The organism is Faecalibacterium sp. PGM34 (genome assembly GCF_054456555.1).
The window spans coordinates 895,873-919,166 of the sequence record NZ_CM136898.1 but is presented as its reverse complement, the minus strand read 5'-3'; the positions used below and the strand labels follow the sequence as shown (position 1 = coordinate 919,166).

14 protein-coding genes, 2 tRNA genes and 3 rRNA genes are annotated in these 23,294 nt (G+C 57.0%); 7 read left to right on the top strand and 12 right to left on the bottom strand.

All coding sequences use genetic code 11. The features are described 5' to 3' along the window. The first annotated feature begins 135 nt into the window (after window positions 1-135). Entirely contained in the window at window positions 136-2,307 is a 2,172-nt protein-coding gene (gene nrdD, locus ACXPUX_RS04355; RefSeq protein ID WP_458830307.1) for an anaerobic ribonucleoside-triphosphate reductase, read from the top strand. Window positions 2,308-2,396: 89 nt separating this feature from the next. After that, a complete protein-coding gene (gene nrdG, locus ACXPUX_RS04350) occupies window positions 2,397-2,954 on the top strand; it encodes an anaerobic ribonucleoside-triphosphate reductase activating protein (protein WP_458830305.1) in 558 nt (185 codons plus the stop codon). Between the two features lie 470 nt (window positions 2,955-3,424). Here nrdG and ACXPUX_RS04345 read toward each other — a convergent pair whose 3' ends face one another. Next, complete coding sequence (locus tag ACXPUX_RS04345) at window positions 3,425-5,002, bottom strand: RecQ family ATP-dependent DNA helicase (protein ID WP_458830303.1); 1,578 nt, start codon at window positions 5,000-5,002, stop codon at window positions 3,425-3,427. Between the two features lie 249 nt (window positions 5,003-5,251). On the opposite strand from ACXPUX_RS04345, the gene ACXPUX_RS04340 reads away from it, so the two are divergent. The 4 genes from ACXPUX_RS04340 to ACXPUX_RS04325 all read left to right on the top strand — a co-directional run bounded on the left by ACXPUX_RS04340 (window position 5,252) and on the right by ACXPUX_RS04325 (window position 9,945). Next, window positions 5,252-6,280 carry a glycosyltransferase family 2 protein gene (locus tag ACXPUX_RS04340; RefSeq protein ID WP_458830301.1) on the top strand — a complete coding sequence of 343 codons (1,029 nt, stop codon included), beginning with the start codon at window positions 5,252-5,254 and terminating at the stop codon, window positions 6,278-6,280. 439 nt (window positions 6,281-6,719) lie between these two features. Beyond that, the gene (locus tag ACXPUX_RS04335; protein ID WP_458830299.1) at window positions 6,720-8,015 is read left to right on the top strand and encodes a cation:proton antiporter; all 1,296 of its coding nucleotides are present in this window, start codon (window positions 6,720-6,722) and stop codon (window positions 8,013-8,015) included. 721 nt (window positions 8,016-8,736) lie between these two features. Continuing rightward, the gene (locus ACXPUX_RS04330) at window positions 8,737-8,988 is read left to right on the top strand and encodes an AbrB/MazE/SpoVT family DNA-binding domain-containing protein (protein WP_112090985.1); all 252 of its coding nucleotides are present in this window, start codon (window positions 8,737-8,739) and stop codon (window positions 8,986-8,988) included. Between the two features lie 21 nt (window positions 8,989-9,009). Continuing rightward, entirely contained in the window at window positions 9,010-9,945 is a 936-nt protein-coding gene (locus ACXPUX_RS04325) for an alpha/beta fold hydrolase (RefSeq protein WP_458830297.1), read from the top strand. A gap of 79 nt (window positions 9,946-10,024) precedes the next feature. Here ACXPUX_RS04325 and ACXPUX_RS04320 read toward each other — a convergent pair whose 3' ends face one another. From ACXPUX_RS04320 to ACXPUX_RS04285, 8 genes are all read right to left on the bottom strand, one after another. Further along, window positions 10,025-10,972: a histidine kinase dimerization/phospho-acceptor domain-containing protein gene (locus tag ACXPUX_RS04320; protein WP_458830295.1), complete on the bottom strand. Its 948-nt coding sequence runs from the start codon at window positions 10,970-10,972 to the stop codon at window positions 10,025-10,027. Next, window positions 10,954-11,634 (bottom strand): response regulator transcription factor, encoded by a 681-nt coding sequence (locus tag ACXPUX_RS04315; protein ID WP_458830293.1) that lies wholly within the window; start codon window positions 11,632-11,634, stop codon window positions 10,954-10,956. The genes ACXPUX_RS04320 and ACXPUX_RS04315 overlap by 19 nt, the downstream gene beginning before the upstream one ends. 4 nt (window positions 11,635-11,638) lie before the next feature. Continuing rightward, the gene (locus ACXPUX_RS04310) at window positions 11,639-12,502 is read right to left on the bottom strand and encodes a TraX family protein (RefSeq protein ID WP_458830291.1); all 864 of its coding nucleotides are present in this window, start codon (window positions 12,500-12,502) and stop codon (window positions 11,639-11,641) included. 139 nt (window positions 12,503-12,641) lie between these two features. Next, a 5S ribosomal RNA gene (gene rrf / locus ACXPUX_RS04305) occupies window positions 12,642-12,758 on the bottom strand. A 126-nt stretch (window positions 12,759-12,884) separates the two neighbouring features. Continuing rightward, window positions 12,885-15,720 (bottom strand): 23S ribosomal RNA (locus tag ACXPUX_RS04300). A 207-nt stretch (window positions 15,721-15,927) separates the two neighbouring features. Further along, a tRNA-Ile gene (locus tag ACXPUX_RS04295) sits at window positions 15,928-16,004 on the bottom strand. A 3-nt stretch (window positions 16,005-16,007) separates the two neighbouring features. Then, a tRNA-Ala gene (locus tag ACXPUX_RS04290) sits at window positions 16,008-16,083 on the bottom strand. Window positions 16,084-16,210: 127 nt separating this feature from the next. Further along, window positions 16,211-17,721: ribosomal RNA gene (locus ACXPUX_RS04285) — 16S ribosomal RNA — on the bottom strand. The 16S, 23S and 5S rRNA genes sit together here with 2 tRNA genes alongside, the layout of an rRNA operon. 677 nt (window positions 17,722-18,398) lie before the next feature. Here ACXPUX_RS04285 and aroD point away from each other — a divergent pair. After that, the gene (aroD, locus tag ACXPUX_RS04280) at window positions 18,399-19,154 is read left to right on the top strand and encodes a type I 3-dehydroquinate dehydratase (RefSeq protein WP_458830289.1); all 756 of its coding nucleotides are present in this window, start codon (window positions 18,399-18,401) and stop codon (window positions 19,152-19,154) included. 47 nt (window positions 19,155-19,201) lie between these two features. On the opposite strand, the gene ACXPUX_RS04275 is transcribed toward aroD, so the two are convergent. Genes ACXPUX_RS04275 through ACXPUX_RS04265 form a run of 3 tightly spaced genes read right to left on the bottom strand, consistent with a single transcriptional unit; the run spans window position 19,202 to window position 22,901 of the window. Next, window positions 19,202-20,413 (bottom strand): NADP-dependent isocitrate dehydrogenase, encoded by a 1,212-nt coding sequence (locus ACXPUX_RS04275; protein WP_005925517.1) that lies wholly within the window; start codon window positions 20,411-20,413, stop codon window positions 19,202-19,204. A gap of 60 nt (window positions 20,414-20,473) precedes the next feature. Further along, a complete protein-coding gene (locus ACXPUX_RS04270) occupies window positions 20,474-21,661 on the bottom strand; it encodes a pyridoxal phosphate-dependent aminotransferase (RefSeq protein ID WP_097782295.1) in 1,188 nt (395 codons plus the stop codon). Window positions 21,662-21,716: 55 nt separating this feature from the next. Then, on the bottom strand, window positions 21,717-22,901 hold the full coding sequence (locus ACXPUX_RS04265; RefSeq protein WP_458830286.1) for a cation diffusion facilitator family transporter: 1,185 nt from the start codon (window positions 22,899-22,901) through the stop codon (window positions 21,717-21,719). Window positions 22,902-23,294 lie beyond the last annotated feature (393 nt).

Genomic DNA, 23,294 nt, shown 5'->3' with positions numbered 1-23,294 from the left:
TTTGCTTGACTTGCCACTAGATAATGATAAAATAGAGCTACATTCAGTTTGTTGGATATCGTTGTGCGCAGACGGGTATCTCTTAGGGTAAGGGATACCCGTTCACAATGCGCCTATATAGAAGGAGGAGAACCGATGAAGATCATCAAACGAAACGGTGCAGAAGTTCCTTTTGATATTACCAAGATCATCACCGCCGTTACCAAAGCCAGTGATTCTGTGGGCGGTCAGGATCGCCTGACCCGGGAGCAGATCACCCAGATCGCCGCAGCCGTTACCGACCAGTGCCAGCAGCTTAACCGCGCAGTCAGCGTGGAAGAGGTGCAGGATCTGGTGGAGAACCAGCTGATGGACATTCAGGCCCATGATGTAGCACGGCACTATATCACCTACCGCTACGTCCAGAGCCTGAAGCGCCAGACCAACACCACCGATGAGCGCATCCTGAGCCTGATCGAGTGCCAGAACGAAGAGGTCAAGCAGGAGAACGCCAACAAGAACCCCACCGTCAACAGTGTGCAACGCGACTATATGGCCGGCGAGATCTCCAAGGATCTGACCGCCCGCCTGCTGCTGGACCCGGAGATCGTAAAGGCACATCAGGAGGGTCTGATCCACTTCCACGATTCCGACTACTTTGCCCAGCACATGCACAACTGCGATCTGGTGAATCTGGAGGATATGCTGCAGAACGGCACTGTCATCTCCGGCACCTATATCGAGAAGCCGCACAGCTTCTCCACTGCCTGCAACATTGCCACCCAGATCATTGCACAGGTGGCCTCCAACCAGTACGGCGGCCAGAGCATCAGCCTGACCCATCTGGCTCCCTTCGTGGACGTTTCCCGCAAGAAGATCGCCGCTGAGGTAGAGCTGGAGATGGAAGGTCTGGACGTCTCTGCCGAGCGCAAAAAGGAGATCGTGGAGCGTCGTCTGCGCAACGAGATCAACCGCGGCGTGCAGACCATCCAGTATCAGGTGGTCACCCTGATGACCACCAACGGTCAGGCACCCTTCATTACCGTGTTCATGTATCTGGGCGAGGCACGCAATCCGCAGGAGAAGGCCGACCTTGCCATCATCATCGAGGAGACCATCCGGCAGCGTTATCAGGGCGTGAAGAATGAGGCCGGCGTGTGGATCACCCCCGCCTTCCCCAAGCTGATCTATGTGCTGGAGGAGGACAACATCCGCCCCGGCACCCCCTATTACTACCTGACCGAGCTGGCCGCCAAGTGCACCGCCAAGCGCATGGTGCCGGACTATATCTCGGAAAAGAAAATGCTGGAACTCAAGGTGGACAAGAACGGCGAGGGTCACTGCTACACCTGCATGGGCTGCCGCAGCTTCCTGACCCCCTATGTAGACCCCGAGACCGGCAAGCCCAAGTACTATGGCCGCTTTAATCAGGGCGTGGTCACCATCAACCTGGTGGACGTTGCGCTGAGCTCCGGCGGCAACTTTGAAAAGTTCTGGAAGATCTTTGACGAGCGTTTGGATCTGTGCCACCGGGCTTTGCAGGCACGCCATAAGCGGCTGCTGGGCACCCCCAGCGACGCTGCCCCCATCCTGTGGCAGTATGGTGCGCTGGCACGCCTGAAGAAGGGTGAAAAGATCGACAAGCTGCTCTTCGGCGGCTACTCCACCATCAGTCTGGGTTATGCCGGCCTGTACGAGTGCGTGAAGTATATGACCGGCAAGAGCCACACCGACGCCGGTGCCAAGCCCTTTGCTTTAAGCGTGATGCAGCACATGAACGACAAGTGCAGCGAGTGGAAGAAGGCCGAGAACATGGACTACTCCCTCTACGGCACCCCGCTGGAATCCACCACCTACAAGTTCGCCAAGTGCCTGCAAAAGCGCTTTGGCATCGTGGAGGGCATCACGGACAAGAACTATATCACCAACAGCTACCACGTCCATGTCTCTGAGCCCATCGACGCCTTTACCAAGCTGAAGTTTGAGGCCGACTTCCAGCGCCTGTCCCCGGGCGGTGCCATCAGCTATGTGGAAGTGCCCAACATGCAGGACAATCTGGAAGCCGTCATGAGCGTGCTGCAGTTCATCTACGACAACATCATGTATGCCGAGTTGAACACCAAGTCCGACTACTGTCAGGTGTGCGGCTACGATGGCGAGATCAAGATCGTGGAGGACGACGGCAAGCTGGTGTGGGAGTGCCCCAAGTGCGGCAACCGCGACCAGAACAAGCTGAACGTTGCCCGCCGCACCTGCGGTTATATCGGCACCCAGTTCTGGAATCAGGGCCGCACGCAGGAGATCAAGGACCGCGTGCTGCATCTGTAAAAACAACAAAACCTTATTTTTGATTTGATGTTTGGAGCGGCCGAAAGGCCGCTCCAAACATCTTTTCAGCAAATGACAGGAACATGAGCATGAACTACGCAAACATCAAGTATTACGATATCGCCAACGGCCCCGGGGTGCGCACCAGCGTTTTTGTGTCCGGCTGCCGCCACCACTGCCCGGGCTGCTTCAACGCCGTGGCATGGGACTTTACCTACGGTCAGCCTTTTGATAAGACCGTGCGCAACGAGGTATTCGCCTCCTGCCAGCCGGACTATATCGCCGGGCTCTCCCTGCTGGGTGGCGAACCCTTTGAGCCGGAAAACCAGCGGGAACTGCTGCCCTTTGTGCGCAACTTCAAGGCGCTGTACCCCGCCAAGACGGTGTGGTGCTACTCCGGCTACACTTGGGAGCAGCTTACCGGCGCAGAACCCAGCCCCGCGCGGTGCGAGGTGACCGATGAGCTGCTGGCGCTGCTGGATGTGCTGGTGGACGGCAGATTCGTACAGGCAGAATACGACATCTCCCTGCGCTTCCGCGGCAGCCGCAACCAGCGCCTGCTGGATGTGCCCAAGTCCCTTGCCGCCGGGCAGCCCGTGTGGTGGGAGGACGAAAAGGTGTTCGCCACCCATAGCATGGAACGGTAAGGAGATTTGACCCTCTCAGTCATCGCTGCGCGATGCCAGTTCCCCCGAAAGGGGGAGCTTTTTTGCAGTGGTGGAAACTTTCTCATTGCACCTAATGCTTTAGCAGCAGAGCTAACAGCGTGCGCCCTCTCCGTCTTTGCTTCGCAAATCCACCTCTCCCAAAGGGAGAGGCAAGAGCACTACCGGAAACTTCCTCATCATGCCTAATACTTTAGCAACGAACGTAACGGCTTGGCTCTCCCTTTGGGAGAGGAAAGACTTCCCCCGCTCCGGGGGAAGATGTCACCGTAGGTGACAAAAGGGGGAATCTGGCGCGGGAGCGCCTGAGAGGGCACACGGATCCAACGGGTGCTGCCCCTCATCTGGCGCGGGAGCGCCTGAGAGGGTTTGCCCCGCAAAAACAACAGCATCTGCAAAATTCGCCAACTTTCTGAATTCAGAAGCGAACCTTGCAGATGCTGTTTCTTTTCTCACTCCCGGCTGTCCACGGCATCTTCAATGACACGCAGGAAGGCGTTGCCGTAGCGGGCGGCTTTCTTTTCGCCCACGCCGCTGATGTTCAGCAGCTCGTCGATGCTCATGGGCTTTTTCTCTGCCATCTCCCGCAGGGTGGCATCGTTGAACACCATAAAGGCGGGCAGGTTCTGCTTACCTGCAAGGCGCTTGCGCACGGCGTACAGAGCGTTGAGCAGCTTTTCGTCCGCCTCGCTCAGGCTGCCCGCTGCGGCGGGCTTTGCGCGGCGGGGCTTTTCCAGCCGGTCGGCGCTCTGGGCGGCGCGGCGGCGGGCATACTCCACCTGCAGCTGGGCTTCCTGCTCGGCGGCAAGGCAGCAGGAGCAGTTGCCGCACTTTTTTGGCGCAGCCTCCCCGAAGTATTGCAGCAGAAAGCCGCGCAGACAGTGCTGGGTGGTGGAGTAGAAGGTCATGTACTTGAGCCGCTCCTCTGCCTTGCGGGCGGCTTCGGCCTTGACATCCGCGGGCAGACCATTGTCGGCCTCCCGCTCCTTGTCGATGAAAAAGCGGATGGTGCGCACGTCCGTGCCGGAATACAGCAGGGTGCACCGGGCGGGCTGACCATCGCGCCCGGCGCGTCCGGCCTCCTGATAATAGCTTTCCAGATCCTTGGGCATATTATAATGGATGACGAACCGCACGTTGGGCTTGTCGATGCCCATGCCGAAAGCGTTGGTGGCCACCATCACCTGCACCCGGTCGTAGAGGAAGTCGTCCTGATTCTGCCGCCGGGTGTCCGCATCCAGTTTGGCGTGGTAGGCCGCCGCCCGGATGCTGCGGCTCTGCAGCAGCTGCACCGTCTCGTCCACCTGCCGGGTGGTGCTGCAATACACGATGCCCGCATGATCGCCCTCCTTGAGTACCAGCTCCAGCAGCTCCTTGGGCTTCTGGCTGGGCAGCGCCCGCCGGGTCTCGAAGTACAGGTTGGGGCGGTCGAAGCTGGTGGTCACCTCGTAGGGCGCTTGCAGCGCCAGATGGGTGCGGATATCCTCCCGCACATGGGCGGTGGCGGTGGCCGTGAACGCGCCGATGACCGGGCGGCTGGGCAGGCTGTCCACAAATTCCTTGATGCGCAGATAGCTGGGGCGGAAATCCTGTCCCCACTGGCTGATGCAGTGCGCCTCATCCACCGTGACCATGCTGATCTGCCGCTCCTGCGCGAACCGCTGGAAGCCCGGCATCTCCAGCCGCTCCGGTGCCACATAGATGATCTTGTACCAGCCCTCCCGGGCGCGGTGCAGCATCAGCGCCTTCTGGTTGTCGGTCAGGCTGTTGTTCAAAAAAGCCGCTGCCACGCCCGCCTGCACCAGCGCCCCCACCTGATCCTTCATCAGGCTGACCAGCGGGGATACCACGATGGTAATGCCCGGCAGCAGCAGCGCCGGTACCTGATAGCAGATGGATTTGCCCGCGCCGGTGGGCATGACCGCCAGCACATCCTGCCCGGCCAGCAGGCGGCTGACGATCTCCTCCTGCCCGGGGCGGAAGCTGTCGTAACCGAAAACTTTTTTCAGGATACTGTGCGGGTTTCCCATGGTTTCCTCCGTTATATAAGTAGGTGCGCTGACGCGCCAGTCGCTCAAAACCTTATCAGTATACCACAAAACCGATACTTTTGGCAGAAAAAAGCGTCACTTTGCGTAAAAATGTGCAATAATCGATCTTTCTGCCCGGGAAGGATAGCTTTTCAGGCGCGAAAATGCTATAATGAGAACACATATCTCCATGCCACCCCGCAGACAGCCCGGCATGGACTATGCAACGTAAAAAGGAGCATTTATAATATGCAGCAGAAACTTATTACCTTTGCCGTACCCTGCTACAATTCCGCAGCCTATATGCGTCACTGCATTGAAACGCTGCTGACCGCAGGCGAGCAGGCCGAGATCATTCTGGTAGACGACGGCTCTGTCAAGGATGATACCCCCGCCATCTGCGACGAGTACGCCGCAAAGTACCCCACTATCGTCAAGGCCATCCATCAGGAGAACGGCGGCCACGGCGAGGGCGTCAATCAGGGCATCCGCAACGCCACCGGCCTGTACTACAAGGTAGTGGACAGCGACGACTGGCTGGACACCGCCGCCCTGAAAAAAGTGCTGGAGCGCCTGACCACGCTGGTTGCCCGCGGCACAGCGCCGGATCTGATGATCTGCAACTATGTGTACGAGCATGTGGAGGACGGCACCAGCCATACCGTGCGTTACACCAACGTGTTCCCGCAGGAGCGCCTGTTTGACTGGGTGCACGTCCGGCACTTCCGCCCGGATCAGAACCTGCTGATGCACTCGGTCATGTACCGCACCGAGGTGCTGCGCCAGTGCGGCATGGTGCTGCCCAAGCACACCTTCTATGTGGACAACATCTTTGTGTACCAGCCCCTGCCCTACGTCAAGAGCATGTACTATATGGATCTGGATCTGTACCGCTACTTTATTGGCCGCGCAGACCAGAGCGTGAACGAGAGCGTGATGATCGGCCGCGTGAACCAGCAGCTGCGGGTCACAAAGCACATGATCGACTGTCAGGATCTGGACGCGCTGAAAGATCAGAAGCGTCTGCGCGCCTACATGGTGCACTACCTGTCGGTCATGATGGCGGTCAGCGACATCTTCCTGCTGCTGGACGGCAGCGCCGAGGCGTACGCAAAAAAGGCAGAGCTGTGGCAGTACCTCAAGGATCACGTTACCCCCGGCGTTTACCGCGCCGTGCGCGTGAACCTTGGCGGTCTGACCGACCTGCGCTTCCCCGGCGGCGATAAGGTGGTCCTTTCCGCCTACCGCCAGCTGCGCAAGATCTTCAAGTTCAACTAAGGGTAAGACTCTCTCAGTCATTGCTGCGCGATGCCAGCTCCCCCAAAAGGGGGAGCTTTTTTGCATCTTACAGTCAGGGCAGCACAAAAGCCTTCCCCCAGTCGGGGGAAGGTGGCGCGCAGCGCCGGATGAGGGTGCGGGCAAGCAGCAGCTAACGGTGCGCCCGCATCAGTCACCTGCGGTGACAGCTCCCCCCGTCCGGGGGAAGCCTTCAGCGACTCCCGTAAAGCCTGCGGTTATCCAACATTTTCATATCTTTTCGTTTCAAAATCTGTACGAAACGCGCAGGATGGTTGCTTTTCCTCCGTTGTTCCGGTATACTGGATACGTTTTCCCATTTTGACCCTGCGCTGGATTTCACACAGGAGCTCGATACTTTTTTGACAAGGAGGAACCGAGTGCTGCGGCCGCTGGCTGCGCACCCAATACAAACCACATTATGGAACAAATGTTGATCTGTCTGTCCCTTGCCCTGATCGCCGGTCTGCTCATGTCACGCGCCGCCAAGGCCGTGCGTCTGCCCGCCGTCACCGCTTACCTGCTCACCGGCCTGCTGCTGGGTCCCTTCTTTCTGGGTCGGCTGGGGCTGAGCCGTTTCGGCTTCGGCTTTGCCAGCCTTGCCGCCGTGGAGGGCTACGGTATTATCACGCAGGTGGCGCTGGGCTTCATTGCCTTCGTCATTGGCAACGAGTTCCGGCTCAGCGCCCTGAAGCACATGGGTCGCCGCGCCGTGACTGTGGGCATTGCACAGGCGGTGATTACCACCGCGCTGGTGGATATCGCCCTTGTTGCCCTGCACTTTGCCCGTCCGGACGTCATCTCGCTGGCCTCTGCCATCACGCTGGGCTCCATCGCCGCTGCTACCGCACCCGCCGCTACCCTGATGGTTGTCAAGCAGTACAAGGCCGACGGCCCTTTGACCAAGCTTCTGCTGATGGTGGTCGCCATTGACGATGCTGTGGGTCTGGTGCTGTTCTCGGCCTCCTACGGCGTGGCAAATGCGCTGGAGCAGGGACGCATCGACCCCATGAACGTAGTACTGGAGCCTCTGCTGGAGATCGCGCTCTCGCTGGCGCTGGGCGCTGCCGCCGGTTACCTGCTGAACCTGCTGGAGGTCTACTTCCACTCCCGCTCCAAGCGCATGAGCCTTTCAGTAGCCTTTGTGCTGCTGACCGTGGGTCTGTCCATGACCAAGTTCGAGATCAACGGCACCCGCTGCGGCTTCTCGCTGCTGCTGGTGTGCATGATGACCGGCACCGTGTTCTGCAACGTCTGCCCCACCTCGAATGAGCTGATGGACCGTCTGGACCGCTGGGTGTCCCCCATCAACATCCTGTTCTTCGTGCTGTCCGGCGCAGAACTGGATCTGACCATCCTCACCAACCCCATGGTGCTGCTCATCGGCGTGGTGTACATTGTGGCGCGCTCTGCCGGTAAGATCAGCGGCTCCTATCTGAGCTGCCGCGCCACCAGCTGCAGCCCCGCCATCCAGAAGTATCTGGGCATCACCCTGCTGCCGCAGGCCGGCGTGGCGCTGGGCATGGCTGCCACCGCCGCCGAGCTGTCGGACGGCCACATGGTGCGCAACGTGGTGCTGTTCTCGGTGCTGGTGTACGAGCTGGTAGGCCCCACCCTGACCAAGCTCTCGCTGACCGCCGCCGGAGAGATCCGTCCCGAGGGACGCACCAGCGCCCGCGTGGAGAACCAGCCCGAAGCCCCTGTGGAGCTGAGCTGAGACGATCTGAAATGCGCTCCGCGTTGCTCTGCGCATAGTCAGCGGAAGAATTATTTATAATTTGTAAATCGGGAAAATCTGCGGATTTTCCCGATTTACTTTTTCACGGGAGGGGGTTGGAACGAACTCCCTCAGTCAAAACCTATCGGTTTTGACTGCTCCCTCTGGGAGGGAGCCCTTGGCATAGCGGGAAAGTTTCCGGCTAAAGTGCAAAGCTTGCAGGCGTGCCGCTCCCCCTTGGGGGAGCGGTCGCGCAGCGACTGAGGGGCTATAAATGGAGAAGCGAAAAAAGCGTTAAAGCGATAGCGCCGACTGGCGCAGCGCTAGCTTTTTTGTGCTTCGACTTCTTCTTTAGGATTGTTAAGGGCGTGCAGCCCTTGACCCGTTGCGGGGTGGGTGGAGTCCAGAGGTAGGGAGGGGGGGAATCGGAACACCCCTCCCTACCTCTGGCCCAGCGGAGCGTCCTTGCCCGCCGCTGGCAGGCAGAAACTTTCCCCGCGGAGCGCGCACTTTTCCGCTTTTCTTTTGCCACCAAAAGAGAATATCCACGGGCTACCACCTCCTGCCCCACCTTTATGTGCAAAAAGTTGTTTTTTGTCGAATCAGCACGCAATCATTGACGAAAGCTGTTATTTTTTGTATACTAAGCTTATCAGCGCTGGCACAATTTTCCTGTTGTGTCAGTGGTTGCTAAAAAGGATATGAAGGAGAATGACACATTATGAAAAGCACTGGCATCGTTCGCGGCATTGACTCGCTGGGACGGATCGTTCTGCCGAAGGAACTGCGCACCAGTATGCACCTGGACACCGACACCAAATTGGAGATCTTTGTGGATGGGGACGCCATCGTCCTGAAAAAGCACCGCCCCGCCGGCAGCTGCGATTTCTGCGGCGAGGTGGACGAGCAGGCCATCCAGTTCGGCGGCTACTGCATCTGCACCGCCTGCCGCCGCAAACTCAGCGCACTGTAACGCAGAAAGGAGGCTCCTTCCATGAGTCGGTTCATCGACTTTACCCTTCCCTCCACCGTGCCGGGGCGCACCCTGCACGGCTTTCGCTGCGTTCCGGAGGGACAGGTGCGGGCGGTGCTGCAGCTGTCCCACGGCATGGTAGAGTTCATCGACCGCTACCGCCCCTTGGCGGAATATCTGGCTGACCGGGGCATTCTGGTCACCGGCCACGACCATTTGGGGCACGGTGCGTCCATCCGCACCAAGGAGGACTACGGCTACTTTGCCGAGCCGGACGGCAACCGTGCCGTGCTGGCCGACCTGCACGCCGTGACCGTGCTGACCAAGGAGCTGTACCCGAACCTGCCCTACTTTTTGCTGGGGCACAGCATGGGCTCCTTCTACGCCCGGCAGTATCTGTGCGAGTATGGCCGGGAGCTGGACGGTGCCATCATCATGGGCACAGGTTTCCAGCCCAAGGCGCTGGTCAAGGTTGCCAAGACCCTTTGCCGGGTGCTGGCCGCCTTCCACGGCTGGCACTACCGCAGCAGCCTTGTGGCCAACCTTTCCTTTATGGGCTACAACAAGGGGCTGGAAGGCCGCACCACCCACGACTGGCTCAACCGTGACCAAGCCGAGGTGGACAAGTATCTGGCCGAGGAGCGCTGCACCTTTACCTTTACGCTGAACGCCTATTACAGTATGTTCAGCGGCATCCTGCGCCTGCACGACCCGGCTTTTCTGGCACGGATGCCCAAAGACCTGCCGCTGCTCTTTCTCTCCGGCGATGCCGACCCGGTGGGCGAGCAGGGCAAGGGCGTGCGCCGCGCCATCCAGAGCCTCAAGGACGCCGGTGTGCAGAACATTGAAAGCATCTTCTACCCCGGTGCCCGCCACGAGCTGCTGGTGGAGACCAACAAGCTGGAGGTTTTCGCGGATATCGCCGCATGGCTGGACAAACAGCTGGCAAAACAGTAAAACAAACAAAGGGCTGCTGCACAAAACGTGCAGCAGCCCTTTCGCGTTGGACGATTAGAAATATCCTCCGCTTTCGTCATCATTCCACATTCCGTTTATACCGCAGCGGGGTCTGCACCTCGGCGCGGATCTTGCCAAGATAGGTGCGGGTCTGCTCTGCGCCCTGCAAAATAGACTCCACCTGCGCTTTCTGCTCTGCGGTCAGGCCGTCATCCTCTGCCAGCAGTTCCGCGTTGCCCTCGATGATGGTCAGCGGCGTTTTGAGCTTGTGGGACAGCTGAATGATCTGCTCCCGCTGACGCTGTTCCATCGCCCACTGCTTCTGTAAGCTGCCGGTCAGTGCATCCCCCATGGTCTGCAATGCCTGCAAAGCGCTCTCGTACTCCCGCACCTTCGCACCGGAAAACACCGCGTTGTCCAGATCCTTCTGCGCCACCGCCTGCGCTGCGGCGGTCAGCTTTTCGGTTTCCCGGGTCAGAAAGCGCCCGGTTCTATGGGTGCTCCACACCACCGCCCCCACCAGCAGCAGAATGCCCAGAATGCAGTGCACGGTCTGGATATCCGGCAGCACACCCCGCAGTGCAGGGTCGGCGTAGGGCACGGCATAGTCAAATTGCAGCAGGCAAACCGTTCCGTCCTGCAATTTCGACGTCATATAATACTGCGTGTAGCCAAAATGCCAGCGGGTTTTCCCCCGCCGGTTCTCCATTGCCCGCTGCAAGTGCCCGGCACCCATGTTGGTGGCCAGCACCTCGCTGCTGTCCGGCGCGGCAAACAGGGCGTACCGGCACAAGGAGTCCAGCTGCGTCTCGTCAAAGGTGGCGGCGGTCATGCCCGGCAAAACGTCCTGTGCGGCTTTCTGGCAGGCCTGTGCAGCTTGATTCGCGGGCAGAAACAGCCCGCTGTTCTGGATCCACAGCAGCAGCACCAGCAGCCACCCCACCGCGACCAGCAGGCAGGCCAGCGCCGTGCGCACCAGATATTGCAGCAGCACGCTGCGCAGAGAAATCAGTCTTCGCTTTTCCATCGGTATCCCACGCCCCATACAGTATTGAGCAGCTTTTCCGGCTCCGGCACGCCCGCCGCCCGCAGCTTTGCCCGGATATTTTTGATGTGCTGGGTCACGGCGGTGTCGTCCGCAGTGCCGTCAATACCAAAAACCGCTTCGTAAATTTGCTCCTTGGTAAAGGTCTGCCCTGCGTGCAGCGCCAGATACTCGCAGATGGCATACTCCGAGCGGGTCAGCGGCAGCACCTTCCCCTCCACCGACGCGCTCCTGGCGGTCAGGTCAAAGGCTACGCCGCTGCGCACCATCCGGTGCGCCGGGGTGCGGCTCTGCCGCCGCAGATGTGCCGCCACCCGCGCCCGCAGCTCTGCCACCCGGAAGGGCTTGGACAAAAAGTCGTCCGCCCCGATGCCCAGCCCCTCCAACACAGCAGCCTCGTCGGTGCGGGCGCTCAGAAACAGGATGGGCACTTCGGTCAGGCTGCGGATGCGCCGGCAGACCGCAAAGCCGTCCTCTCCGGGCATCATCACATCCAGCAGGATGCAGTCTGCCCAGCGGCAGAGCGGTTCGGTCAGTGCCCCGCCTGTCTGCCGCATTTCTACCCGGTGGCCGTCTCGCTCCAAAGTGGTGCGGATCAGCTTGCAGAGCTCTAAATTGTCATCCACTGCCAGAATGTTTGCCAAAAGATCACCTCAACACGTTATAAACAAAGCAGGATGCCCCATACAGCAGATACACATGGGCGGGGTAGAACCAGTAGAACAGCCGCTTGTGTCCGCTGCCACGCTGCCCGTTGTACAGCAGCATCAGCAGCACTGCCGCTACGCCGAACCACTCGTAGTAGTCGGTGAACATCTGCGTCCACGCAAAATCCGCCTGTCTGCAAAGCATTCCAAAGATCAGCACAAAATCACACAGGAAAGTCACCAGTGCCCATACTGTCAGCTGCATTTTGCGCCGTCCGCGCAATGCATACAGCAGCACACCGCCCAGCAAAAAGCTCCATCCACCATCCGTGATGGCCGTCCACATGGGCAGCGGGCTGGTGATGACAAAGGCCACGACTGTCGAAGCAATGGGCATATCCTGCACCTGCGGGAAGAGCTGCAGAAATACTACCACCGCAAACGGCCAGCACAAGACGGCGGCAATGGCACCAATGCCCTTGGCAAATTTTTTCTCACGCAGCCAGTCAATGCCCTGCCAGACGATGCACAGCAGCACAAGATCCTGAAAAATGGCATTCAGCGGGTAGAAGCCATCCCCGCGCCGGAAAGCTTTTGCGTACATCATAAAGAATTCCAGCGCCGCCATGGCTGTACCGATAGCCCAGATGCGGATAAAATACCGCCTGCGGTCATGGGTGTGGGCAAAGCCCTCCACCGTGCAGAACAGAAACAGCGGCGCACTGAGCCGCCCCAGCATACTGAACAACGTCGGAATACAGCCGGTGAATTCAAAGAAATAATGAATGTGGTCCAGTACCATCAGCACCAGTGCGATGGTCTTGAGCTGAGTACCATCCAGCCCTTTTTTCGTCAGTTTATCCATACAGAATCTCCTTTCCTTGTGCATCCAGTGTAACAGGAAAATCTGTAGAAAGTATAAGGTTCTGCCTTTTATGATACTATTTTCTGCCCCGAAACGCAACAAAAAAGCCCTGAGACTTTCATCTCAGAGCTTTTTGTTAAGTCGGCGACTACCTATTTTCACAAGCCGTTTCCAGCTAACTATCTTCGGCACAAGTAAGCTTAACTTCTGTGTTCGGAATGGGAACAGGTGGAACCTTACCGTCATCGACACCGACCAATTTGACTGGTTTAGTATACCATAACTGGTCTACTTTGTCCAGTATTTCTTAGAAGGACGTGCCTTCAAAACTGAATAATCACTGCTAGCATTTTTTCGTTGACTTCAGAGTCTCAAGCGAATTGTGGTCAAGCCCTCGACCTATTAGTACACGCTTGCTGAATGGATCACTCCACTTACACATCGTGCCTATCAACCTTGTAGTCTTCAAGGGGTCTTACTTGTTTGAAACAATGGGATATCTTATCTTTGGGTCGGCTTCACGCTTAGATGCTTTCAGCGTTTATCCGATCCGTACATAGTTGCCCAGCTATGCCCTTGGCAGAACAACTGGTGCGCCAGAGGTACGTCCGCTCCGGTCCTCTCGTACTAGGAACAGCTCCCATCAAATATCCTGCGCCCACGACAGATAGGGACCGAACTGTCTCACGACGTTCTGAACCCAGCTCGCGTACCGCTTTAATTGGCGAACAGCCAAACCCTTGGGACCGAATACAGCCCCAGGATGCGATGAGCCGACATCGAGGTGCCAAACCTCCCCGTCGATGTGGACTCTTGGGGGAGATCAGCCTGTTATCCCCAGGGTAACTTTTATCCGTTGAGCGATGGCATTTCCACTCACATACCACCGGATCACTAACTCCAACTTTCGTTACTGCTCGACCCGTCAGTCTCGCAGTTAGGCTCGCTTCTGCGTTTGCACTCTTTTGCTTGATTTCCGTTCAAGCTGAGCGAACCTTTGAACGCCTCCGTTACTCTTTAGGAGGCGACCGCCCCAGTCAAACTGCCCACCTAACAATGTCCCCCGCCTTGATTCAAAGGCGCAGGTTAGAATTCCAATATCGCAAGGATGGTATCCCAACGGCCACTCCACAAAAGCCAAAGCTCTTGCTTCCCAGTGTCCCATCTATCCTGTGCATGCAACATCGAAACCCAATATTAGGCTACAGTAAAGCTCCATGGGGTCTTTCCGTCTTGTCGCGGGTAACCGGCATCTTCACCGGTACTACAATTTCGCCGGGCGGGCTGTTGAGACAGTGCCCAAATCATTACGCCTTTCATGCGGGTCAGAACTTACCTGACAAGGAATTTCGCTACCTTAGGACCGTTATAGTTACGGCCGCCGTTCACTGGGGCTTCGATTCAATGCTTGCACATCTCCTCTTAACCTTCCAGCACCGGGCAGGCGTCAGCTCGTATACGTCATCTTTCGATTTAGCACAAACCTGTGTTTTTGGTAAACAGTTGCTTGGGCCGATTCTCTGCGGCTCCATCTCTGGAGCACCCCTTCTCCCGAAGTTACGGGGTCAATTTGCCGAGTTCCTTAACAACCCTTCTCCCGTTGGCCTTAGAATCTTCTTCCTACCTACCTGTGTCGGTTTGCGGTACGGGCACCGCAGAAATTCACACAGCTTTTCTCGCCATCTTCCATCCCGGACTTCGGTACTAATTTCCCTCGATCGCTACCGGAACCAACACCCGGCTCCGAGACTTCAAATGTGTCCCTGTGTTTAACTCTTTTGGTGGTGACGGAATCTCTACCGTCTGTGCATCGGCTACGCCGTCAGGCCTCACCTTAGCTCCCGACTGACCTGGAGCGGACGAACCTTCCTCCAGAAACCTGAGGCTTTCGGCCATGCAGATTCTCACTGCATTCGCGCTACTCATTCCGGCATTCTCACTTCTATACACTCCACAGCCGCTTGCGCTACTGTTTCACCGCGTATACAACGCTCCCCTACCCAATGTACAAAGTACATTGCCTAAGCTTCGGTGTCAGGTTTAGCCCCGTTAAATTCTCCGCGCAAAGACGCTCGACCAGTGAGCTATTACGCACTCTTTGAATGTGTGGCTGCTTCTGAGCCAACATCCTGGTTGTCTACGTATCTTCACATCGTTTTCCACTTAACCTGACTTTGGGACCTTAGCTGTAGATCTGGGCTGTTTCCCTTTTGACAATGACATTTATCTGACACTGTCTGACTCCCAAGCATCAATACTCTGGCATTCTGAGTTTGATAAGCTTCGCTAACCTCTCGGCCGCTAGGCTATTCAGTGCTTTACCTCCAGGTATCTAACTTGAGGCTAGTCCTAAAACTATTTCGGGGAGAACCAGCTATCTCCGGGTTCGATTGGAATTTCTCCGCTACCCACAGTTCATCCGCCGCCTTTTCAACGGAGGTCGGTTCGGTCCTCCATGGAATTTTACTTCCACTTCAACCTGACCATGGGTAGGTCACCCGGTTTCGGGCCCATTATATGCAACTTAACGCCCTTTTCAAACTCGCTTTCGCTTCGGCTCCAGACCTTAAGTCCTTAACCTTGCTGCATACAATCGCTCGCCGGACCGTTCTACAAAAAGTACCCTATCACACTTTGACGTGCTCTAGGTGCTTGTAGGCACAGGGTTTCAGGTTCTCTTTCACTCCCCTCCCGGGGTGCTTTTCACCTTTCCTTCACAGTACTATACGCTATCGGTCACTGGGTAGTATTTAGGGTTGGAGGGTGGTCCCCCCGTATTCCGACCAGGTTTCACGTGTCTGGCCGTACTCTGGATCCTGCGCAGCTCTCTCCGTTTTCACCTACGTGGTTCTCACACTCTCTGACCGGCCTTCCCATGCCGTTCGGTTAACAGATTAAGTCCTAAAAGCAGTCCGTACCCCGGAAGTATTTCTACTCCCGGTTTGCCCTCTTCCGCGTTCGCTCGCCACTACTTACGGAATCTCGTTTGATGTCTCTTCCTCGCCCTACTTAGATGTTTCAGTTCAGGCGGTTCCCTCGATATACCTATTTTTAAGTTCAGTATAACGTACCTGAGTATGAACCCAGGTGAGTTTCCTCATTCAGAAATCTCCGGATCAATGCTTATTTGCAGCTCCCCGAAGCTTATCGCAGCTTATCACGTCTTTCATCGGCTCCCAGTGCCAAGGCATTCGCCCTGCGCCCTTGTTCGCTTGACCTTTCAAACGTTCTCTTGAGAACATTTGGTATCCTCTTGATTCTCTCTTGCCAACGAAGATTATTGTTACCCTTCCTTTTGAAATTGTAATATTTCTTAAAAAAGAACTTACTATAATCTTTGTTTCGCAGTTATTATTCAGTTTTCAAGGTACGTCTTGGTGATGTCCCTCAAAGCCCGGTCTCCCGGAACTTTGATTTTCATCACATGGTGGGCCAAAATGGACTCGAACCATCGACCTCACGATTATCAGTCGTGTGCTCTAGCCAGCTGAGCTATTGGCCCATGTGGTGGAGATTAAGGGAATCGAACCCTTGACCCCCTGCTTGCAAAGCAGGTGCTCTCCCAGCTGAGCTAAACCCCCACATAAGGTTTTGAGTAACCCCTTTTTCAGGGCCCTCAAAATCGAACAATATCTACTTAAACTTTAACTTGTCACCTGTTCCAATGACTGACCATCTTGGATGCTCTGTCATTGCCTGACTCCTTAGAAAGGAGGTGATCCAGCCGCAGGTTCTCCTACGGCTACCTTGTTACGACTTCACCCCAATCACCAGTTTTACCTTCGGCGGCGTCCTCCTTGCGGTTAGACTACCGACTTCGGGTCCCCCCGGCTCTCATGGTGTGACGGGCGGTGTGTACAAGGCCCGGGAACGTATTCACCGCAGCATGCTGATCTGCGATTACTAGCAATTCCGACTTCGTGCAGGCGAGTTGCAGCCTGCAGTCCGAACTGGGACGTTGTTTCTGAGTTTTGCTCCACCTCGCGGTCTTGCTTCTCTTTGTTTAACGCCATTGTAGTACGTGTGTAGCCCAAGTCATAAAGGGCATGATGATTTGACGTCATCCCCACCTTCCTCCGTTTTGTCAACGGCAGTCTGGCCAGAGTCCTCTTGCGTAGTAACTGACCATAAGGGTTGCGCTCGTTGCGGGACTTAACCCAACATCTCACGACACGAGCTGACGACAACCATGCACCACCTGTCTCTGCGTCCCGAAGGAAACACATATTTCTATGTGCGTCGCAGGATGTCAAGACTTGGTAAGGTTCTTCGCGTTGCGTCGAATTAAACCACATACTCCACTGCTTGTGCGGGCCCCCGTCAATTCCTTTGAGTTTCAACCTTGCGGTCGTACTCCCCAGGTGGATTACTTATTGTGTTAACTGCGGCACTGAAGGGGTCAATCCTCCAACACCTAGTAATCATCGTTTACAGTGTGGACTACCAGGGTATCTAATCCTGTTTGCTACCCACACTTTCGAGCCTCAGCGTCAGTTGGTGCCCAGTAGGCCGCCTTCGCCACTGGTGTTCCTCCCGATATCTACGCATTCCACCGCTACACCGGGAATTCCGCCTACCTCTGCACTACTCAAGAAAAACAGTTTTGAAAGCAGTTCATGGGTTGAGCCCATGGATTTCACTTCCAACTTGCCTTCCCGCCTGCGCTCCCTTTACACCCAGTAATTCCGGACAACGCTTGTGACCTACGTTTTACCGCGGCTGCTGGCACGTAGTTAGCCGTCACTTCCTTGTTGGGTACCGTCATTATCTTCCTCAACAACAGGAGTTTACAATCCGAAGACCTTCTTCCTCCACGCGGCGTCGCTGCATCAGGGTTTCCCCCATTGTGCAATATTCCCCACTGCTGCCTCCCGTAGGAGTCTGGGCCGTGTCTCAGTCCCAATGTGGCCGTTCAACCTCTCAGTCCGGCTACCGATCGTCGCCTTGGTGGGCCGTTACCTCACCAACTAGCTAATCGGACGCGAGGCCATCTCAAAGCGGATTGCTCCTTTTCCCTCTGCTCGATGCCGAGCTGTGGGCTTATGCGGTATTAGCAGTCGTTTCCAACTGTTGTCCCCCTCTTTGAGGCAGGTTCCTCACGCGTTACTCACCCGTTCGCCACTCGCTCGAGAAAGCAAGCTCTCTCTCGCTCGTTCGACTTGCATGTGTTAGGCGCGCCGCCAGCGTTCGTCCTGAGCCAGGATCAAACTCTTTATAAATGATATTTATCACTTAAAAGTGTTAAATCTTGTTTCGCTCAGCACGCAATCGCTTGCGTCCTGTGTGAATTACTTTTGCTTGGAATTGTTTACCGTGTTTTTCCAACACGAAAATAGGTTCCGTTACAAGTTCTTTCGATATTGTTCAATTTTCAAGGTCCTGTGCGCCTCAGCCTTGCGGCTGACGACTTTATTATTTTACCACAGAAGCGGTTTTTTGTCAAGCACTATTTTTGAGAAGCTTTTGAACTTTTTGAACTTGGAGCGCTTCGTACATCTCAGTGTCAACCGTGAGCTTGTCGGGGTGAGACCCCTCCATCTTGCTTTCGCAAGACCGCTCTGTTTGCTTGAACGCCCCACTGGGGCGATTCATTGCTTTCGCAACCGCAAAACTTTTGAACGTTCATTGGTTCTTTTCAAGGGCTTCCTGCTGAGCTTTCAGAAGTCATTCTTTTGTCTCAGCGCTTGGCGCTCAAGTATAATACCACACCCCGCTGCACTTGTCAACACTTTTTGACATCTTTTTTCCAATTTCTTTGCGGAGCAGAAAACGCCCCCGTTTTTCTCCTATTATAATAGCCGTCTTTTCTTGACAAGGCGGCGGGCAAAACGTATTATGAAGTCATCCCAGTATCCTGTATGATGTAGCTATACTTATTATATAAAGGAGAACCGCCATGTCCTGTGTCAACGTCCGCGGCTGCCGTATCGGGGAAGGCCGCCCCAAGGTCATTCTGCCCATTGTGGAGCGCACCGAAGCTGCTGTTCTGGAAAAGGCTGCGCAGTTTTCAACATTGCCAGCCGATTGTGTGGAATGGCGAGTAGACTGGTTCGAGGACTTTCAGTCCCCCGCTGCCATTGCCCGCTGCGTACAGAAGCTGCGGGTCACCCTGCGGGACAAGCTTCTGCTGGTGACCTTCCGCACCAAGGCAGAGGGCGGCGAGCAGCTGCTCTCCCATCCCGAATACCTTGCTTTTCTGCGCCTGATCCTCGACACCGACTGCGCCGACCTACTGGACATCGAATTCTTCACCGCCGGGGCAGACCTGCCCAGACTAGTGGAGCAGGCACATTCCGCCGGAGTCGCAGTGGTGTGTTCCAGCCACGATTTTACCAAGACCCCGCCCCGGGCAGAGCTCGTCTCCCGCATGGTACAGATGCAGCAGGCCGGAGCCGACCTGCCCAAGCTGGCCGTAATGCCCCGGTGCCGCACCGATGTACTGGAGCTGCTGGCCGCTACTGCCGAGATGGCAGACCTTCACCCGGAAACACCGGTCATCACCATGAGCATGGGCGCGCTGGGCGCGGTGAGCCGTCTGGCAGGTGAGGCCTTTGGCTCTGCCATGACCTTTGCAAACCCCGGGCAGGCCAGTGCACCGGGGCAGGTGTCGCTGGATGTGGTAAACGCCGTGTTGGATGCTTTGAAGATATAAAAATAAGGACCGGTCTCCCGGTCCTTATTTTTATAGTTTTTTCTCTGTTATGCCAGCTTAGCTTCCAGACGCTCACGGATGGCCTTGATAAAGCCCTCGCTGTCCACAGCGGTGGGGGTGATGCCCTCTGCCAGACCGCACAGGTCCTTGGTCATGATGCCCTCGTTCAGGGTCTGCAGGCTTGCGGCCTCCAGTGCCTCGCCAAAGTGCACCAGCTCCGGCAGGTTATCCAGTTCGCCACGCTTCTTGAAGGCGCCCGACCATGCAAAGATGGTGGCCATGGGGTTGGTGGAGGTCTTTTCGCCCTTCAGATACTTATAGTAATGGCGGGTGACGGTACCGTGGGCGGCCTCGTACTCGTACTTACCATCCGGGCTGACCAGCACACTGGTCATCATGGCCAGCGAGCCAAAGGCGGTAGAGACCATATCGCTCATCACATCTCCGTCGTAGTTCTTGCAGGCCCAGACAAAGCCGCCCTCGCTGCGGATGACGCGCGCCACGATATCGTCGATCAGGCTGTAGAAGTAGGTGATGCCGGCAGCTTCGAACTTTTCCTTGTACTCGGCGTCATAGGTCTCCTGGAAGATATCCTTGAAGGTGTGGTCGTACTTCTTGGAGATGGTATCCTTTGCGCCAAACCACAGATCCTGCTTCACGTCCAGTGCATAGTTGAAGCAGCTGCGGGCGAAGCTGCGGATGGAATCATCCTTGTTGTACTGCCCCTGCAGCACACCGGCACCCTCAAAGTCAAAGACGGTGGCGCGCTGCTGGCTGCCGTCTGCGCCGGTGAACACCAGCTCTGCCTTGCCCGCACCGGGAATACGGAACTCGGTGCACTTATACACATCGCCGTAGGCGTGGCGGGCGATGGTGATGGGCTTTTTCCAGTTCTTGACCACCGGCTGGATGCTGTCGATCATAATGGGCGCGCGGAACACGGTGCCGTCCAGCACAGCGCGGATGGTGCCGTTGGGGCTCTTCCACATCTCGTGCAGCTTGTACTCCTCCACGCGCTGTGCGTTGGGGGTAATGGTGGCGCACTTGACCGACACGCCGTACTTCTTGTTGGCGAGGGCGGCATCCATGGTCACCTGATCTGCGGTGGCATCGCGGTTGGGCAGACCCAAATCGTAGTACTCGGTCTTAAGATCCACAAAGGGGAGGATCAGCTCGTCCTTGATCATCTTCCACAAAATGCGGGTCATCTCGTCGCCGTCCATCTCCACCAGCGGGGTCGTCATCTTGATCTTTTCCATAGCAGGGTTCCCTTTCCTCTATCGGTTGTGTATTTTATGCCCCATGCAGGGGCGTTCCGGTTATTTGCGGTAGGCGGCTGCCAGCTTTTCAAAGGCGGGCAGGCTGCGCTTTACCTTTTCGGTGTCGATGCAGTAGGCAAGGCGCACATAGCCCTTTACCCCAAAGCTGTCGCTGGGCACCAGCAGCAGGTCGAATTCCCGGGCTTTCTGGCAGAAGGCGTTGGCGTCCTCCTCCAGTGCCTTGGGGAAGATATAGAAGGTGCCGCCCGGGCGCTCCACTTCAAAGCCCAGCGCGGTGAGCTTTTCGTACAGCAGCTCCATGTTGGTCTGGTAGACCGAAAGGTCACTGGTCACCTTCTGGCAGCGGCTGACCGCCCGCTGGATGATGCTGGGCGGGCAGTTGTGGCCAGTAAAGCGGGAGATCTGGCTCATCATGTCCACAAGGATGTCCTCACCCTCGCACCCCGGGCGCACCGCCACATAGCCCAGACGCTCGCCGGGCAGGCTCAGGCTCTTGGAGTAGGAGAAGCAGGTCAGGGTGTGGGGGTAGAACGCCGCCGGGTAGGGCACGGTCTTGCCGTCAAACACGATATCCCGGTAAGGCTCGTCACTGACCAGAAAAATATTGTGGCCGTACTGGGCGCTTTTTTCGGTCAGGATCGCCGCCATGCGGGTCAGGGTGTCGGCAGAGTAGACCACACCGGTGGGGTTGTTGGGGGTGTTGATGAGCACGCAGGTGACCTTTTCGGTCAGCATCTGTGCAAAGGCATCCAGATTGGGCTGGAAGGTGGGTGCCTGCGGGGGCACCACCCGCAGCACTGCGCCGGTGCCCGCCACATAGGGGCCGTACTCCGGGAAGTAGGGCGCAAAGGTCAGCACCTCGTCCCCGGGCTGGGTCACCGCCCGGATGGCATGGGCGATAGCACCCGCCGCGCCGGTGGTGGGGAAGATGTGCTTTTGCGCGTAGGGCAGACCAAAAGTCTCGGTCAGATGCGCCGCCACAGCGGTGCGGAAGCCCGGGTCGCCCTGACTGGGGCAATAGCCGTGCAGGCTTACCGGCTCTTCCTGTGCCAGCAGGGTCTGCATGGCTTCGGTGAACTCCGGCGGGCAGGGCACGCTGGGGTTGCCCAGCGAATAATCGAACACATTCTCGCTGCCGATCTGGGCAGCGCGCTGTCTGCCATACATGAAGGTCTCGCGGATGACGCTTTTGTTGTTCAGCATGGCGCGGTAGGTCTCGTTCAGCATACTACTTTCCCTCTGCTTTCCTTATATCGCAAAGCCTGTGCGGGGCGGTTCCCCCTCATTTATGAGCCGCAGCCGTATAGCTTTGTTCCAGCTTGATGATGCAGTTATAGGTGGGATCCTGCTCTTTGATGAACTGCTCCATCTGGGTCAGCAGCTCCACCTTGTCCCCGGCATAACCCGCCGGGAGTACCAGATCGAAAAGCACATTGGTGTGGGTCTTGCCCGGCACGATGCGCAGGTCGTGCAGCGAGAGCGCCGGGTTCAGCTGGCGCAGCTTTTCGGTCAGGCGGCTGCGCAGCACCCCCACGGCGGCGTCCGAGGTGACGATGGGGTCGTAGTGGATGGTCACCATCAGGTGGTCGTTTTTCATAAAGTCCCGCTCGATGTTGTCGATCAGGTCGTGCGCTTCCAGCGGGTCCTGCTCGGCGGGCAGCTCCACATGGATGGACGCAAACTGATGGCCGGGGCCGTAGTCGTGCACCATCAGGTCATGTACGCCCAGCACGCCGGGATAACCCATCACGGTCTGTTCGATATGCTCCACCAGATCCTCGCTGGGGCTTTCGCCCAGCAGCGGGCTCAGGGTATCCATCACCAGCCCCCAGCCGGAGATCAGGATGAACACCGCCACGCCCACGCCCATCAGGCCGTCCAGCACGTCCCAGCCGGTCACCCTGCAGAGGATGGCGGCCACCAGCACGGCGGCGGTGCTCAGCACGTCGTTGCGGCTGTCGGCGGCGGTGGCGATGAGGGTCTCAGAGGAAATGATACGGCCAATGGCGCGGTTGAAGCTGCTCATCCACAGCTTGACCAGAATGGACACCACCAGCACCGCCACGGTCAGCCAGCCGAACTGCACCGGGGTGGGGTGCAGCACCTTGGTGACCGACTCTTTCAGCAGAGAAAAGCCGATGCCCAGAATGGTCACGCTGACCACCAGCCCCGCCAGATACTCAAAGCGGGCGTGGCCGTAAGGGTGCTCGGCATCCGGTGCCTTGGCAGCCAGCTTGAAGCCCACCAGACTGACGATATTGGAGGAAGCATCCGAAAGGTTGTTCAGTGCATCGGCAGTGATGGCGATAGAGCCGAACAGGGTACCTACCACAAACTTGCCCAGACAGAGCAGGACGTTGCACACCATGCCCACCACACTGGCCAGATTGCCGTAGGCGGCACGGACACGGGGGTCCTGCGGAGAATTGGGACGGCGTATAAACAGACGAATCAAAAGCTGTGTCATAAAAGCTCCTTTCAGGCTGCGCATTTTCAGCGCACCCAATGTCCTTCTAGTATAGCATTTTACTTTATGGTTTTAAAGGCATTTCAGAAATTTCATCCCATTACGCCGGATATCAAACCGAGTTGCAGTGCCTGCGGCATGAGGTTCTGCTGCGTGGCAAGAGCCCCCCTTCCGTCATCGCCTGCGGCGATGCCACCTTCCCCAAGGGGACGGCTTCAGCGGTAGCGGCAAAGTTTCTCATTGCGCCTAATACTTTAGCACTGAGGGCAACGGCTTGCGCCCTCTCAGGCGCTCCCACGCCAGATTCCCCCTTTTGTCCCCTATGGTGACATCTTCCCCCGGAGCGGGGGAAGTCTTTCCTCAAAAGGAGAGCCAAGCTGTTATGTTCGTTGC

What these genes read in the sequence shown, in the direction of transcription:
- nrdD (WP_458830307.1), top strand. Translation starts at nt 136, where the DNA reads ATGAAGATCATCAAACGAAACGGTGCAGAAGTTCCTTTTGATATTACC.
- nrdG (WP_458830305.1), top strand. Translation starts at nt 2,397, where the DNA reads ATGAACTACGCAAACATCAAGTATTACGATATCGCCAACGGCCCCGGG.
- ACXPUX_RS04345 (WP_458830303.1), bottom strand. Translation starts at nt 5,002, where the DNA reads ATGGGAAACCCGCACAGTATCCTGAAAAAAGTTTTCGGTTACGACAGC.
- ACXPUX_RS04340 (WP_458830301.1), top strand. Translation starts at nt 5,252, where the DNA reads ATGCAGCAGAAACTTATTACCTTTGCCGTACCCTGCTACAATTCCGCA.
- ACXPUX_RS04335 (WP_458830299.1), top strand. Translation starts at nt 6,720, where the DNA reads ATGGAACAAATGTTGATCTGTCTGTCCCTTGCCCTGATCGCCGGTCTG.
- ACXPUX_RS04330 (WP_112090985.1), top strand. Translation starts at nt 8,737, where the DNA reads ATGAAAAGCACTGGCATCGTTCGCGGCATTGACTCGCTGGGACGGATC.
- ACXPUX_RS04325 (WP_458830297.1), top strand. Translation starts at nt 9,010, where the DNA reads ATGAGTCGGTTCATCGACTTTACCCTTCCCTCCACCGTGCCGGGGCGC.
- ACXPUX_RS04320 (WP_458830295.1), bottom strand. Translation starts at nt 10,972, where the DNA reads ATGGAAAAGCGAAGACTGATTTCTCTGCGCAGCGTGCTGCTGCAATAT.
- ACXPUX_RS04310 (WP_458830291.1), bottom strand. Translation starts at nt 12,502, where the DNA reads ATGGATAAACTGACGAAAAAAGGGCTGGATGGTACTCAGCTCAAGACC.
- aroD (WP_458830289.1), top strand. Translation starts at nt 18,399, where the DNA reads ATGTCCTGTGTCAACGTCCGCGGCTGCCGTATCGGGGAAGGCCGCCCC.
- ACXPUX_RS04275 (WP_005925517.1), bottom strand. Translation starts at nt 20,413, where the DNA reads ATGGAAAAGATCAAGATGACGACCCCGCTGGTGGAGATGGACGGCGAC.
- ACXPUX_RS04270 (WP_097782295.1), bottom strand. Translation starts at nt 21,661, where the DNA reads ATGCTGAACGAGACCTACCGCGCCATGCTGAACAACAAAAGCGTCATC.
- ACXPUX_RS04265 (WP_458830286.1), bottom strand. Translation starts at nt 22,901, where the DNA reads ATGACACAGCTTTTGATTCGTCTGTTTATACGCCGTCCCAATTCTCCG.